At 70.9% G+C, this 12,927-nt stretch carries 10 protein-coding genes and 1 pseudogene; 6 read left to right on the top strand and 5 right to left on the bottom strand.

Annotation, left to right across the window (positions count from 1 at the left end; all coding sequences use genetic code 11):
• Nucleotides 1-98: 98 nt before the first annotated feature.
• Complete coding sequence (locus ACFWW8_RS26995; protein WP_386532111.1) at nucleotides 99-512, bottom strand: Fic family protein; 414 nt, start codon at nucleotides 510-512, stop codon at nucleotides 99-101.
• Nucleotides 513-1,247: 735 nt separating this feature from the next.
• Here ACFWW8_RS26995 and ACFWW8_RS27000 point away from each other — a divergent pair.
• Nucleotides 1,248-1,601: a PRC-barrel domain-containing protein gene (locus ACFWW8_RS27000; RefSeq protein ID WP_386532113.1), complete on the top strand. Its 354-nt coding sequence runs from the start codon at nucleotides 1,248-1,250 to the stop codon at nucleotides 1,599-1,601.
• 253 nt (nucleotides 1,602-1,854) lie between these two features.
• Here ACFWW8_RS27000 and ACFWW8_RS27005 read toward each other — a convergent pair whose 3' ends face one another.
• Nucleotides 1,855-2,025 (bottom strand): hypothetical protein, encoded by a 171-nt coding sequence (locus ACFWW8_RS27005; RefSeq protein WP_386532115.1) that lies wholly within the window; start codon nucleotides 2,023-2,025, stop codon nucleotides 1,855-1,857.
• Nucleotides 2,026-2,708: 683 nt separating this feature from the next.
• Complete coding sequence (locus ACFWW8_RS27010; RefSeq protein ID WP_386532117.1) at nucleotides 2,709-3,077, bottom strand: hypothetical protein; 369 nt, start codon at nucleotides 3,075-3,077, stop codon at nucleotides 2,709-2,711.
• 387 nt (nucleotides 3,078-3,464) lie between these two features.
• Here ACFWW8_RS27010 and ACFWW8_RS27015 point away from each other — a divergent pair, with 387 nt between their 5' ends.
• The 3 genes from ACFWW8_RS27015 (at nucleotide 3,465) to ACFWW8_RS27025 (ending at nucleotide 10,680) form a co-directional block, all read left to right on the top strand.
• The gene (locus tag ACFWW8_RS27015) at nucleotides 3,465-5,024 is read left to right on the top strand and encodes a sigma-70 family RNA polymerase sigma factor (protein ID WP_386532119.1); all 1,560 of its coding nucleotides are present in this window, start codon (nucleotides 3,465-3,467) and stop codon (nucleotides 5,022-5,024) included.
• Between the two features lie 616 nt (nucleotides 5,025-5,640).
• Nucleotides 5,641-8,010 carry a non-reducing end alpha-L-arabinofuranosidase family hydrolase gene (locus ACFWW8_RS27020; protein ID WP_386532121.1) on the top strand — a complete coding sequence of 790 codons (2,370 nt, stop codon included), beginning with the start codon at nucleotides 5,641-5,643 and terminating at the stop codon, nucleotides 8,008-8,010.
• Nucleotides 8,011-8,052: 42 nt separating this feature from the next.
• Nucleotides 8,053-10,680: an RICIN domain-containing protein gene (locus ACFWW8_RS27025; RefSeq protein ID WP_386532122.1), complete on the top strand. Its 2,628-nt coding sequence runs from the start codon at nucleotides 8,053-8,055 to the stop codon at nucleotides 10,678-10,680.
• Between the two features lie 145 nt (nucleotides 10,681-10,825).
• Here ACFWW8_RS27025 and ACFWW8_RS27030 read toward each other — a convergent pair whose 3' ends face one another.
• Entirely contained in the window at nucleotides 10,826-11,128 is a 303-nt protein-coding gene (locus tag ACFWW8_RS27030; RefSeq protein ID WP_386532216.1) for a hypothetical protein, read from the bottom strand.
• Between the two features lie 248 nt (nucleotides 11,129-11,376).
• Between ACFWW8_RS27030 and ACFWW8_RS27035 the strand changes: the two genes are divergently transcribed.
• Both ACFWW8_RS27035 and ACFWW8_RS27040 read left to right on the top strand, forming a co-directional pair.
• Nucleotides 11,377-11,913: a hypothetical protein gene (locus tag ACFWW8_RS27035; protein ID WP_386532123.1), complete on the top strand. Its 537-nt coding sequence runs from the start codon at nucleotides 11,377-11,379 to the stop codon at nucleotides 11,911-11,913.
• A 5-nt stretch (nucleotides 11,914-11,918) separates the two neighbouring features.
• Nucleotides 11,919-12,107: pseudogene (locus tag ACFWW8_RS27040) on the top strand (DEAD/DEAH box helicase family protein); the annotation flags it as partial.
• A 185-nt stretch (nucleotides 12,108-12,292) separates the two neighbouring features.
• Here the strand turns inward: ACFWW8_RS27040 and ACFWW8_RS27045 are convergent.
• Entirely contained in the window at nucleotides 12,293-12,895 is a 603-nt protein-coding gene (locus tag ACFWW8_RS27045; RefSeq protein WP_386532125.1) for a GNAT family N-acetyltransferase, read from the bottom strand.
• Nucleotides 12,896-12,927: the final 32 nt, after the last annotated feature.

A 12,927-nucleotide genomic window follows, 5' to 3' on the forward strand; every position in this document is an offset into this window, starting at 1 on the left:
TCGGGCGGAAGCCGGCGCCTGCCAGGGCTGATGGGGTGCATGGGGTGCGTGGGGTGCACTCCGCAGCGGACACCAAACCGGGATGACGTCGAGTTGGGTCATGACCGCCTCGCCTCGGAGAGGCGGCGCTGCGTCGCAGCGATCAGGACTCCGAGCAGCACCGCAAGATCGGCCGCTCCCTCGGTGTCATCGGCCCAGCGGGTGGCTTGTAGCGGCTGCACTTGGTCGAGGAGTACTCGTTCGCGGGCAAGGATGAAGGCCAGCGCCAGCATGGCTGCGCGGGCGTTGCCGTCCTCGAACGGATGGAAGAACAGGACATCAAGGTAGGTCCGGGCGGCGCGTGAGGGGGGAGGCAGGTCCGGTTGAGTGCTCTCGGACAGGCAGCGCTCGAACCGCGCCTGCGTATCGGGTGTGAGGTCGTAGCGCTCCCGTCCGCCCCTCGCAAAGGCCGGTCCCGTGCGGAAACCGACGGAGGCACGACGGTCGGTGTCCTTCGAGAAGAGGCAGGGCATGAAAGGACGTCGGGGATTGCGTCGCGTACCGGCGGCACAGTGCGGGCCCGGGGGGTTAGCCCCGCAACCCTGACGGGTCCGGTTTCCCTTGCGTCCTCCGGGACTTGCAGTGAGCGCACCCGTGGGTGCGCTTCTGCGGCCGGGCGGGGCGGGCGGGGCGACCGTGGCCGGGCTCGGCGGCAGGCTCACCCCGGTCGCGGCCCGCGGGACCGGGGCCGTGGAAGCTGCCACGGGCAACGTTCTGCCTGGTCAAGTCGGTGTTGTCTTCCGAGAGTGGGCGCTCGATCGCACTCAAGGTCACTCAAGGCAAGACAACGCAAGGTAAGTCGGTCGGCCGTTTGGCTCGTTCTGCTTGCCTGAGGGGAGTCTGGCATGGCGATCCGCCACGGCGAAGCGGCTGGGCGCCGTCGAGGCCAGGCAGGTACCGGTGAGTTCCAGTGTGGATGGGTGAGCCTCACCGAGGTAACCCGAGGAACTCCGAGGAATCCGGAGAAGGAGGACGGCCGGATGCCGTCGGTCGCCATACGTCCCCGCATCACCCATCGCTCACGCGCCGGGCCCGGACGCACGTCAGCGCCGCGGCGCGAGTTCCAGGTGTCGGCGGCCGACGCGGTATCTGGTTCTCGGGCCATTCGGGTGGCAGCTTCGGGCGGGTGGCGTAGCGCCGGGCTGTGCGGGGCCCCCGGCGGGAAGGGATCGCGGCGTCATGATCGACGAGCAGAAGGAGCGTTCCCCGTGGCCGAGAACATGTGGAGCTACAGCCCCAAGACCCACTACACCCCCGGCACGAGCCTGGTGGGCTTCAAGGTCCAGGCGTCGGACGGACACATCGGCAAGGTCGACGAGGCGACGGAGGAGGTCGGTTCCTCGTACATCGTGGTGGACACCGGTCCGTGGATCTTCGGCAAGGAGGTCCTGCTGCCCGCAGGTACGGTCGTGCGGGTCGATGTTGCGGAGAAGGAAGTCCAGGTCAACCTGACCAAGGACCAGATCAAGGACTCGCCCGAGTACGACAAGGACCAGCACCGCGGTAACGCCGCCTACCGCGCGCAGGTCGGCGAGTACTACGGGCGCCACATCGGCATCTGAGCATCGGCGGCCGGACACCGGTGGCGCAGTTTCGTCCAGCCAGCCGCCGGCGTGACGACGGCCCCGCCGCCGGGCGGGGGGACGGGGCCGTCACACGGAGACCGGCCCGGGGTGGGCAGGCCGGCTGGCACGTGTCGCCGTCTCAACGCCTGCGGCGGCGCGAGGTCGCGCTGCGGATGACCGGGCTGGCGGGCTCGGCACCCGTTGCCAGGGCCGTAGCCCCAGCGGATTTCCGCCCGGGTATCTGCTGGGCTCAGACGCCCCGGGGCGGCTTCCGCTTCGCAGCCTTCTTGGCCGGCGCCGCCGAGCTCCTCTTCGCGGCCACCTTCCTGGAGGTGACCTCCTTCGGGGCCGGGTCGTGGACGATGGCGTCGGCGGCGCCGGTACGGGCGCTCTCGGCGTCGGCGACGGACCTTTCCAGCATGGCCATCAGGCGACGACCTCGGCGGAGGCAGGCTCGGCCGCCGCAGGCCGCTCGCCGCCGGCCTTCGCGGCGGTGAGGCGCGGGCCAGGCGGAGCTGCGGTGGCCGGGAGTGGACCGAAGTCCGAGGCGGCGCCCCCACCCTCCGACCCGTACATATGGCGTACACATCGCGTACGACGAGGGCCCAGCGGCGGGGCGCGCGTGAGGGGTGGAGCCCGGCGGCGGCAGCATCGGCCGGACGTTGGCACGCCGCCGGACCCGGAGCCACTGTCGCCTACTCACGGGCCGAGCCACAGGGGAGGAGCATGGGGAAGGCGACCAGGAAGAACGTCCGGCGGTGCTCGCAATGCGCGGCCCCGCTCCCACCGGAGTCGAGGACATCCCGCCGGTACTGCGACGCAGCTTGCCGGACGGCGGCCTGGCGGCAGTGGAGGGCCGGCGGGCGCAGCCTGACGCGGGAGGCGAGGCCCTGCGCGCCCGGCCATTCCGGGTAATTCCGACCCTGTCGGAAGGCACCGCGGAACGGACACGGACGGGAACGTTCCCACCGCTCTGCCGTCCGTGTCACTGGCTCAAGACCCGCGAGGACTTCGGGGTCGGGCTCCGCCGTGCTGACGCTGCCCCTACAGACCCGCGCATCACCAGGCGCACGCCCCGGCGACTTACCCGGCCGGGCCAGTCGATCAAGTGTGGGGCTCGTGTCGGGTCGAGAGTGTGGCCATCGGCTCACTACGGGCCGACAGCTCTCCCGGCTGCCCGTCGGCGGCGGCTTCGTCGATCGCCTTCAGCAGGCGCATCGAGCGTTCCTGGTCCGCCTTGGCCCGCGCCGAGCCCGGCCGCCCCGGCGCGGGTTCGGCCGACGCGGGTTCGGCGGCCTGGGGGAGGTGCAGGGCGCCCGAGCGCCACGCACCTCCCAGCGCCACCATCCCGGCCAGCAGCATCAAGACGGTGCCCGCGACCTCGTACCCGGACCACTGCGCCCACCAGCCGGCCGCGGCCATCACGAGCCCCGCCGACACACTGCCACCGGCCCGGCGCTGCCTGCCCGTCATCACCATCCGTCTCCCCCTCTTCCTCGCGGTTCTTCCCCGGTCAGGCGCCGGGGGCCGTGCCCGCCTCACGGGCGGCGTGCCGCTGGACTTCCTCCGAGGGCCACGCCAGCGACCCATCGCCCGCTGTGCCATAGCCGCGTTCACTCCGACAGGTGTTTCCAGCTCGCCGCACTCTTCGAAGCTGTGAGAGGCGGCGCGGCGAGGATCGGACGGTCCCCGCCCGCGCGCCAGCAGGCACGGGGCGCCAGCAGGCATAGGGCGCCCACAGCCACGGGGACGGAGCCACCGGCAGGGGCCCGACCCCCGATCCGAGGCGCGGGCTTTGGTCGTACACCTTTGCGGACGTTAGGGTCTGACGCCTTGGTGAGGAAGGTGGGAATGAGGCTCATGGACGCAGATCATGCCGGGCTGATCGTCGCGGCGCAGGCCGGGGATGCCCGGGCGCGCGAAGAGCTGATCGCCGCCTACCTGCCGTTGGTCTACAACATCGTCCGACGGGCGCTGAGCGGACATGCCGACGTCGACGACGTCGTCCAGGAGACGCTGTTGCGCGTGGTGCGGGATCTGCCTGCGTTGCGCGCCCCCGACAGCTTCCGCTCCTGGCTGGTGTCGATATCGATCCGCCAGATCCACACCCATGGGCAGCGGCAGCGCGCCTTCGCCGGCCGGACCGCGGTCATCGACGAGGCACTCCACATACCGGATGCCGGCCCCGACCCCGAGGACGCGACGATCCTGCGTCTCCACGTGTCGGACGAGCGCCGTCAGATCGCCGAAGCCGGTCGGTGGCTCGACCCGGACCACCGGGTGCTGCTCTCGCTGTGGTGGCAGGAGCGCGCCGGACTGCTGAGCCGTGAGGACATCGCCGCCGCGACGGGCCTGACTGTCGCCCACGCCGGGGTGCGCCTGCAACGCATGCGCGAGCAGCTGGACCTGAGCCGGACGATCGTCGCCGCCCTGGCGGCCCACCCGCGGTGCCCGCAGCTGGGGGAGACCGTCGCCGGTTGGGACGGTCTGCGTACATCGGTGTGGCGGAAGCGGATAGCGCGGCACACCCGCGACTGCCCGGTCTGCACGGCGCCGACGACGAACCGGGTCCCTGTCGAGGTGCTGCTCCTCAGCCTCGCGCCCCTGACCGTCCCTGCCGGACTCATCGCCACGCTGACCGCCAAAGGCCTGCTGTCGGGTTCGGCTGCGATCGCCGCGGCGCCGGCCATGGTCCCCGTTGCCGCCGGCACGGCGACGATGGGAAGCAGTGCGCACGGCGCGGTGGCCGGAAAGCTCCACGCGGTGACCGCTCATCCCTTGGTGAGCCTGGCCGCCGGCGCGGTGCTCATCACCGGGGCCGCCACCTACGCAACCTGGCCGGAACCGGAGCCCCGGTCGCCCGGCGCCAGTGCCGCTCCCACGGCCGGCCATCCCGGGCCGGTCCCGTCGGGCACCCCCACGTCGGCCGTACCGCCGTCAGCCGTCACGCCGTCGGCGAGTCCGTCCGCCGTCGCAGGAGGCACTGTTCCGCTGGGCGCACAATCACTGGAGTCCGTGGACCGACCCGATCTCTACCTGACGTATGGCGGCGACTTCGCGGCGCTGGGCCCGGTCTCCGCGTCCAGCAGCGCGCAAGCACGGCAACGCGTCACGTTCACGGTGGTCCGGGGACTGGCCGACACGGGATGCGTCACCTTCCGCGCGGCCGACGGCCGTTACCTGCGGCACCACTACCTGCGGTTGCGGCTGAGCACCGACGACGGCAGCGAGCTGTTCCGGAAGGACGCCACCTTCTGTCCGCGTCCCGGGGCGGTCGCAGGGTCGGTGACCCTGCACTCGCACAACTACCCCGGATCGGTCATCCGCCACCGCGATGGCGGCATCTGGCTCGACGGCTCCGACGGCAGCCGGGCCTTCGCCGGCCAGGCCTCCTTCATCGTCCGCAAGGCCTGGTCCTGAGAACCGGTCGCTCAGCATCGCGCACGGAGCCGCGAGCCGCGCCGTGACGGCCGACGAGCCCGCAGCCGGCTCCAGCACTGCGCAGTGCACGCCCCTGCGGTGGGCCGCCCGCGTGCCGCACCGGTGCGGGGTCGATCAGCCTGCGTCGACGGGCGCCTCGCCAAACCGGTCGGCCTGAAGGCTCGGGCACGGCGACTGCCGGCCGGTGCTTGTACGAACGGCACCGCGGAGCAGCGCGGCCTCCCCTCCCCCATGGACGACCAGCCCCAGGGGCTGGGCGTAACACTTCCTGCCTGCGAGATGCATCACGGGGAGATCTTCAGGATGGCGCGGCTTTTCTGTTACGCGGCCTCGCGTTCGGAAGCCTCCACTTCGTGGGGTTCTTCCCGCCGCTCACCATGCGAGCCGGTGTGAGAGGCCCCCGCAGCCATCGGCACATCCCCGGAAGGAAGCGCCCCATGACGCGACATACCCCTGAACGCCGCGCGCCCCGTACGCAGGAGCGGCACCTCGTCCTGCACCGCACCCAACCCGCCCCGGCGGCGGATCAGGCCGCATCGGCCAGTGCGCCCACGATCACGCCCCGCGAGGCGACCCGAGACCACCGAGGAGCAGCATGAAGGGCCTGCACCGGCACGGTCGGCGCCGGCGGACACTGACGATCGGACTGGCCGCCGCGGCGCTGGTGGGGGGTGTCGTGACGCTCCTCCCGAGCTCTGCCGGAGCCGCAACGCCCCTGGGCACGCAGGCGGCGCCCTCGGGCAGGTACTTCGGCACCGCTGTAGCCTCCGGCAGGCTCGGCGACGCGGGGTACGCCGCCATCCTGGACCGGGAATTCAATATGATCACCCCGGAGAACGAGATGAAGTGGGACGCCGTCGAACCGTCCCGCGGCACGTTCACCTTCGGCCCGTCCGACCAGATCGTCAACCATGCCGCGGTGCACGGCCAGCGCCTGCGCGGCCACACCGCGGTCTGGCACGCGCAGCTCCCCTCCTGGGTCAACTCCATCAGCGACGCGAACACGCTGCGCGGCGTGATGAACAACCACATCACCACCTTGATGACCCGCTACAAGGGCAAGATCCACTCCTGGGACGTGGTCAACGAGGCGTTCGCCGACGGGTCGACCCAGCACCGCAGCTCGGTGTTCCAGAACGTGCTGGGCAACGGCTTCATCGAGGAAGCGTTCCGCACCGCCCGGGCGGCCGACTCCTCCGCCAAGCTCTGCTACAACGACTACAACATCGAGAACTGGTCGGACGCCAAGACCCAGGGCGTCTACAGCATGGTCAAGGACTTCACGTCCCGTGGCGTGCCGATCGACTGCGTCGGGTTCCAGAGCCACTTCGGCGCCGGCGGCCCCCCGGCGAGCTTCCAGACCACCCTGGCCAACTTCGCCGCCCTGGGCGTCGACGTCCAGATCACCGAGCTGGACATCGCCCAGGCGTCGCCGACCCATTACGCCAACACGGTCAAGTCCTGCCTGTCCGTGGCCCGGTGCACCGGCATCACCGTCTGGGGCATCCGGGACAGCGACTCCTGGCGCAAGGGTGAGAACCCCCTGCTGTTCGACAACAACGGCAGCCCCAAGGCCGCCTACACCGCCGTCGTGAACGCCCTCAAGGCCGCCCCCGGCACCGGCAACGGCACCGGCACGATCAAGGGCGTCGCCTCCGGCCGCTGCATCGACATCAACGGCTCCACCACCGCCAACGGAACCCAGGCGCAGCTGTGGGACTGCCACGGACGGACCAACCAGCGCTGGACCCACACCTCCGGCAAACAGCTGACGGTCTACGGCAAGAAATGCCTGGCCGCCAAGGACAAGGGCACCGGCAACGGCACCGCGGTGGTCATCGAGGACTGCAACGGCGGCGCCGGCCAGCAGTGGAACATCAACACCGACGGCACGATCTCCGGCGTCCAGTCAGGCCTGTGCCTCGACGCCGTCGGCGCGGCCACCGCCAACGGCACCAAAATCCAGCTGCACTCCTGCTGGTCCGGCGGCAACCAGAAGTGGACCGGCTCGTCCGGGACGCCGACCCCGACCACGCCCGCGCCAACGGGCGCGTGTGCTCTTCCGTCGACCTACCGGTGGACGTCGACGGGTGCGCTGGCGCAGCCGGCGAACGGGTGGGCCTCGCTGAAGGACTTCACCCACGTGACGTACAACGGCAAACACCTGGTCTACGGGTCGCACTTCTCTGGATCCTCGTACGGCTCCATGATGGCGGGGCCCTTCACCAACTGGTCGGACATGGCGTCGGCCCGCCAGAGCGGGATGAGCCAGGCCGCGGTGGCTCCCACGTTGTTCTACTTCGCGCCCAAGAAGATCTGGGTGCTGGCGTACCAGTGGGGGGCGTGGCCCTTCATCTACCGCACGTCGAGCGACCCGGCCAACCCCGAGGGCTGGTCCGCGCCGCAGCCGCTGTTCACCGGCAGCATCCCCCGCACCGACTCTCCCACCGGCCCGATCGACCAGACACTGATCGCCGACGACAAGAACATGCACCTGTTCTTCGCCGGTGACAACGGCAAGATCTACCGGGCGAGCATGCCGATCGGAAACTTCCCCGGCAACTTCGGCTCCTCCTACACGACGGTCATGAGCGACTCCCCCGACAACCTGTTCGAGGCGCCGCAGGTCTACAAGGTCCAGGGCCAGAACCAGTACCTCATGATCGTCGAAGCCCGGGGCGCGAACCAGGCCCGCTACTTCCGCTCGTTCACGGCCTCCAGCCTCAACGGTCCGTGGACCCCGCAGGCCGCCACCGAGAGCAACCCCTTCGCCGGCAAGGCGAACAGCGGAGCCACCTGGACCAACGACATCAGCCACGGCGACCTGGTGCGCGACAACCCCGACCAGACCATGACCATCGACCCCTGCAACCTGCGCTTCCTCTACCAGGGCAAGGCGCCCGCGGCAGGCGGCCCCTACGACCGACTGCCCTACCGGCCGGGTCTCCTCACCCTGCAGCGCTGACCTGCCCCGATCCACAGCAACACGCAAGGAGAACAACCCCCCATGAAGAACCCCACGAACGGCGGGCGCCGCGGACGCCACCGCCGCCGCTGGACCGGGACCGGACTGCTGCTCGGTGTACCCGCCGTCCTCGTGCCGTACCTCCTGTACGTGCAGGACGACTCGCAGGCCGCGACGGTCGACGCCGGTGCCTACTACCGGCTGGTCTCCGTCCGCAGCGGCAAGGCGCTGGACGTCAACGCCTTCTCCACCGCCGACGGCACCCGCATCCAGCAGTGGACCGACCAGAACACCGCCAACCAGCAGTGGCAGCTGCGACCCACCGGGGACGGCTACCACGAGTTGGTGAACCGCAACAGCGGCAAGGTGCTGGGCATAGCCGGCGACTCGACCGCCCCGGCGGCCGCCGCCGAGCAGCAGACCGACGGCTCCGCCACCTCGCAGGAATGGCGGATCGACGACGTGAGCGGCTCCGACGCCGTCGTCCTCACCTCCCGCAGGAGCGGCCAGGTCCTGGACGTCTCCGGCAGCTCCACGGCCGACGGCGCGGAAGTCATCCAGTATCGCGGCCACGGCGGCACCAACCAGCAGTGGAAACTGGTCAGGACGACCGGGGCCAAGACGCCCGGATCCGGACCGTACGCGTGGCGAAATGCCCAGGTGGTGGGCGGCGGCTACGTCACCGGACTCGTGTTCAACCCCCGGGAGAAGGGTCTGCTGTACGCGCGCACCGACATGGGCGGCGCCTACCGCTGGGACACCGGGGCCGAGCAGTGGATCCCGCTGACCGACTGGATCGGCGAGAAGGACTGGAACCTGCTGGGCATCGACGCGCTGGCCACCGATCCGGTCGACCCCGGCCGGCTCTACCTCGCCACCGGCACCTACACCAACGACTGGGCGGGCAACGGCGCGATCCTCCGCTCCACGGACCGCGGCCGCACCTTCCAGCGCACCGACCTGCCCTTCAAGCTGGGCGGCAACGAGGACGGCCGCGGGGCGGGCGAACGGCTGGCGGTCAACCCCGCGGACAACGGCACCCTGCTGCTGGGCACGCGCAAGAACGGCCTGTGGCGCAGCACCGACCACGGCGCGACCTGGAGCCAGGTCCCCTCGTTCCCCGTCAAGGACGGGGCGGGCAGCGGCGCGGGCATCTCCTTCGTGACGTACGGCCCGGCCGGCAGCAAGACGGTCTACGTCGGCGTCGCCGACAGGACCACCTCCCTCTACCGCTCCACCGACGGCGGCAGCACGTGGCAGGCCGTCCCCGGACAGCCCACCGGACAGATGCCGCAGCACGGCGTGCTCTCCGGCGACGGCTCGCTGTACCTGACGTACACCAACGCCCTCGGCCCGAACGGCGTGACGGGGGGCTCGGTCTGGAAGCACACGCCGACCGGCGGAACGTGGAAGAACGTTTCCCCCTCCCAGGGCACCTACGGGTTCTCCGGTCTGGCTGTCGACCCGCGCAAGCCCTCCACGGTGATGGTCACGACCCTCGACCGCTGGTGGCCGGAGGACGAGATCTACCGGACCACCGACGGCGGCACGACATGGAAGGCCCTGGCCGACAAGTCGGTGCGGGATGCCTCCGCCGCACCGTACGTGGGCACCGGCACCGGGCACTGGATGACCGCCCTGGCCATCGACCCCTTCGACTCCGGCCACGTGCTGTACGGCACCGGCAGCGGCATCCTGCGCAGCAAGGACGCCAACGCCTCCGACAGCGGCGGCACCAGCCACTGGAGCGTGGGCACCCGCGGGCTGGAAGAGACCGCCGTGCTGGACGCGATCGCCCCGCCCGGCGGAGCCCACGTCGTCACGGCCCTGGGCGACCTGGGCGGATTCCGCCACGACTCCCTGACCGAGGTGCCCTCCGGGCGGCTGACGAACCCGATGATGGCCAACAGCACATCCATCGACTTCGCACAGTCCAACCCCTCGATGATGGTCCGCGTCGGACGGGGCGGCGCGCAGGACGGTGCCTACTCCGCCGACGGCGGCCGCAGCTGGAAGGGCTTCGCGTCCGAACCGGTGGCCGGCGCCGACAGCGGCCGGGTGGCGCTCTCCGCCGACGGCTCGGCCATCGTCTGGACGCAGACCGGCCAGGCCCCGTACCGCTCGACCGACAAGGGAGCGAGCTGGTCGAAGGTCAACGGCCTGGGCACCAACGCCGTCGTCGTCGCCGACCGCTCCTCGGCCGGGACGTTCTACTCCCTGGCCGGCGGCACGCTGTACGCCAGCACGGACGGCGGGGCGACCTTCAGCGCCCGGGCAGCTAACCTGCCCGCCGACGGCCGGCTCGATGCGGTCCCCGGAGCCCCGGGCGACCTGTGGATCGCCGGCGGCGGCCAGGGGCTGCTGCACTCCACCGACGGCGGCCGCACCTTCACCCGGCTCGCCCCGGTGAAGTCGGCCTCAGCCATCGGTTTCGGCAAGGCCGCACCGGGCGCCTCCTACCAGGCGCTGTACCTGATCGGCACCGTCAAGGACGTCACCGGCGTCTTCCGCTCCACCGACAAGGGCGCCACCTGGCTCCGCGTCAACGACGACGCCCACCAGTGGGGCGGCATCGGCGGCACCGGCGTCATCACCGGCGACCCCGACGCCTTCGGCCGCGTGTACGTCGGAACCAACGGCCGCGGCCTGCAGTACGGCGATCCCTCCTGACCCGACAACCGGGCGGGGCCGCCGGCGCAACCGCCTGCGGCCCCGCCACCGCCGCCGCCAGGCCGAGGGACCTGGGGCGGCGTTTCTGCCGGATCGGTGTCTTGCCTCAAACTGTCGAGCCGGCTGCGCCGGACCTGCCCGGAGGTCAGCTGGACCGGGATGCGATCTGGAGACGGGCAGGACCCCAGACTTCCTCGAACTCCTCGGAAGTGAGTTGTTCGGGGTCATGGCCTTCCCATTCCGAGACGGGCACCTTGGCGGTGATCCCGAACCTGCTGCCGTACTCGTCGAGGCGGCCTGCCTCGTAGGCCCGCTGCCACTCGGCAAGGGAGGCGGCCGCGATCGGAGTCAGCTCGGGCCCTTCGAGTTCGACCTGCCGGCTCACGCAACCTTCGGCGTCGACCTCGAAGTAGAACCAGGTGTCTTCCTCGTCCCAGTAGCAGCGCATCCATGTGGTCACCAGGCCATATTGCCGGGCCCAGTGCACCGCACCACTCACAAAACGGCCGGCCCTCGAGTCCATCCCTGCTGCAGCCAGGGGAGGTGTCGACTAACCACGGACGGACCAGCCGAGAAGCTCTCGTCGTAACGCTCTACTGCGGCCGCCCAGGCGGTTCGCGACCGGGCCGGGGCACAGGCTGCGGCGGTACAGGCCGCCGACCGTCCGCCCAGCGGGATGCCGCCAAGCGGAACAAGATGACGGCCAGGGAGCAGGACCGTGCGAGCGCGGCCCGTCGCTTCCGGGAGCGTCTGCCGTCGCTGCCGTCGCTGCTGGCGCTGCTGGAAGACGGCGGGACCCTCAAAGAGGCTCTGGCCTCGCTGGACCTGACGGCGTCCTGGCTTGATCGGGTCCGCCGCCTCGTGCCCGAGGCCGATGCCCAGATCAACGAGGCCTACGGGGCGGGCGCCGCCCGGCGTGCCGGACGGCGGGCCACCCGGCGTGCCGTCCGGACGGGCCCGGAGCAGCGGGCCATGCAGCTGGTGGTGGCGGCCGTCGCGACCGGCGCACCGTTCGCCGCCGCCTGCGCCGTAGGCGGCGCGAGCGGGTGCTGGGTGGCGCGGGAGTACCAGCGCAATGACGCCTTCCGGATGGCACTGACCGCAGCGGCGGCCCCGCACGGGACGCACGGCCTGCACGCCTGGCTTGCCCAGCAAAACGACGGCAACAAGATCGGCGTCGTCAGTCCCCGGCCGCCACAGAGCCTCCCGCTCACCCCGAAGGACACCCCGTGACCGGAATGCTGACGCCCCGTCCGCATCAGCGTGAAGCCGCCGCGGCCGCGCTCGCGCACCTGACGCACGGGGCGCGGGCGACGGTGGTCGCCGCGTGCGGGACGGGCAAGACGCTGATGGCCGCGCTGGTGGCCGAAGGGCTCAAGGCCCGGCGGGTCCTGGTCGTGGTCCCCACCATCGACCTGCTCGCCCAGACGGCCCGCGGCTGGTCGCTTGGCGGAAGGCAGGACGCGGCGCGGCGGCGGCGTGACGCTGCCCGCGGGCGGTCGCTGATCCGGCCGGGCACCAAAGGGACGACGGCTCCACAGGGCAATCCGCACCAGGGGGCTCGGCGTCAGCCGTCGACACGGAGCCGTCCGCAGGGCCGATACGGGGTGTGTCAGAGCCGTTTCGTGGTGAACAGGTTGGTTCCGTACACCGCGTCCACTTCCTTCCGCTCGGTTTCAGTGAATCCGACCTTGGCGAGCACACGGCGAGAAGCGGTGTTCCAGTCCCAGACCGTGGCCCACAGACGTTCGTACCCAGATGATCTCGCCCATTCCAGAACCGCCAACGATGCCTCGGTCGCGTATCCCTGACGCCAAACTCGGCGTAGCAGCTCGAATGCCAGTTCAGGTTCCCCTGCCGATCCTCGCTCGCTGTCGACCAGCCCGCAGTAACCGATGACGTCACGAGATGCCTTCCGCTCGACCGCCAGCAACCCGTTCGACCACAGCTGGTTGGTGCGGATCGAACCCTCGAGCTCCGCAACCGTGGGGTGTCCGTCCGCGTCGATTCGGCGGTGCGGCGGCACTCGTGGATCACGTTCGGTCCACAGCTCATGCTGGACGACGGCCTCGGCTACCCGCCAAGGTCTGAGCAGCAGGCGACTTGTCTCGAGTACAACCGCACTGCCCGGAGCCGCGCCAACTGTCATGGCAGCAACCATGGCACGGGTGAACGCGCTGTCGTGCCACGGGGTGCGCTCGGTCCTCCGGATCATGGGCGCTCGATAGGCGGGACAACCGAGATCAA

The sequence above is a fragment of the Streptomyces sp. NPDC058701 genome (assembly GCF_042715295.1).
In the GTDB taxonomy this organism is placed as follows: domain Bacteria; phylum Actinomycetota; class Actinomycetes; order Streptomycetales; family Streptomycetaceae; genus Streptomyces.

Coding starts and splice junctions, on each gene's coding strand:
- ACFWW8_RS27020 (WP_386532121.1), top strand. CDS start 5,641: ATGAAGGGCCTGCACCGGCACGGTCGGCGCCGGCGGACACTGACGATC.
- ACFWW8_RS27035 (WP_386532123.1), top strand. CDS start 11,377: ATGACGGCCAGGGAGCAGGACCGTGCGAGCGCGGCCCGTCGCTTCCGG.
- ACFWW8_RS26995 (WP_386532111.1), bottom strand. CDS start 512: ATGCCCTGCCTCTTCTCGAAGGACACCGACCGTCGTGCCTCCGTCGGT.
- ACFWW8_RS27010 (WP_386532117.1), bottom strand. CDS start 3,077: ATGACGGGCAGGCAGCGCCGGGCCGGTGGCAGTGTGTCGGCGGGGCTC.
- ACFWW8_RS27025 (WP_386532122.1), top strand. CDS start 8,053: ATGAAGAACCCCACGAACGGCGGGCGCCGCGGACGCCACCGCCGCCGC.
- ACFWW8_RS27045 (WP_386532125.1), bottom strand. CDS start 12,895: ATGATCCGGAGGACCGAGCGCACCCCGTGGCACGACAGCGCGTTCACC.
- ACFWW8_RS27005 (WP_386532115.1), bottom strand. CDS start 2,025: ATGCTGGAAAGGTCCGTCGCCGACGCCGAGAGCGCCCGTACCGGCGCC.
- ACFWW8_RS27030 (WP_386532216.1), bottom strand. CDS start 11,128: ATGCGCTGCTACTGGGACGAGGAAGACACCTGGTTCTACTTCGAGGTC.
- ACFWW8_RS27015 (WP_386532119.1), top strand. CDS start 3,465: ATGGACGCAGATCATGCCGGGCTGATCGTCGCGGCGCAGGCCGGGGAT.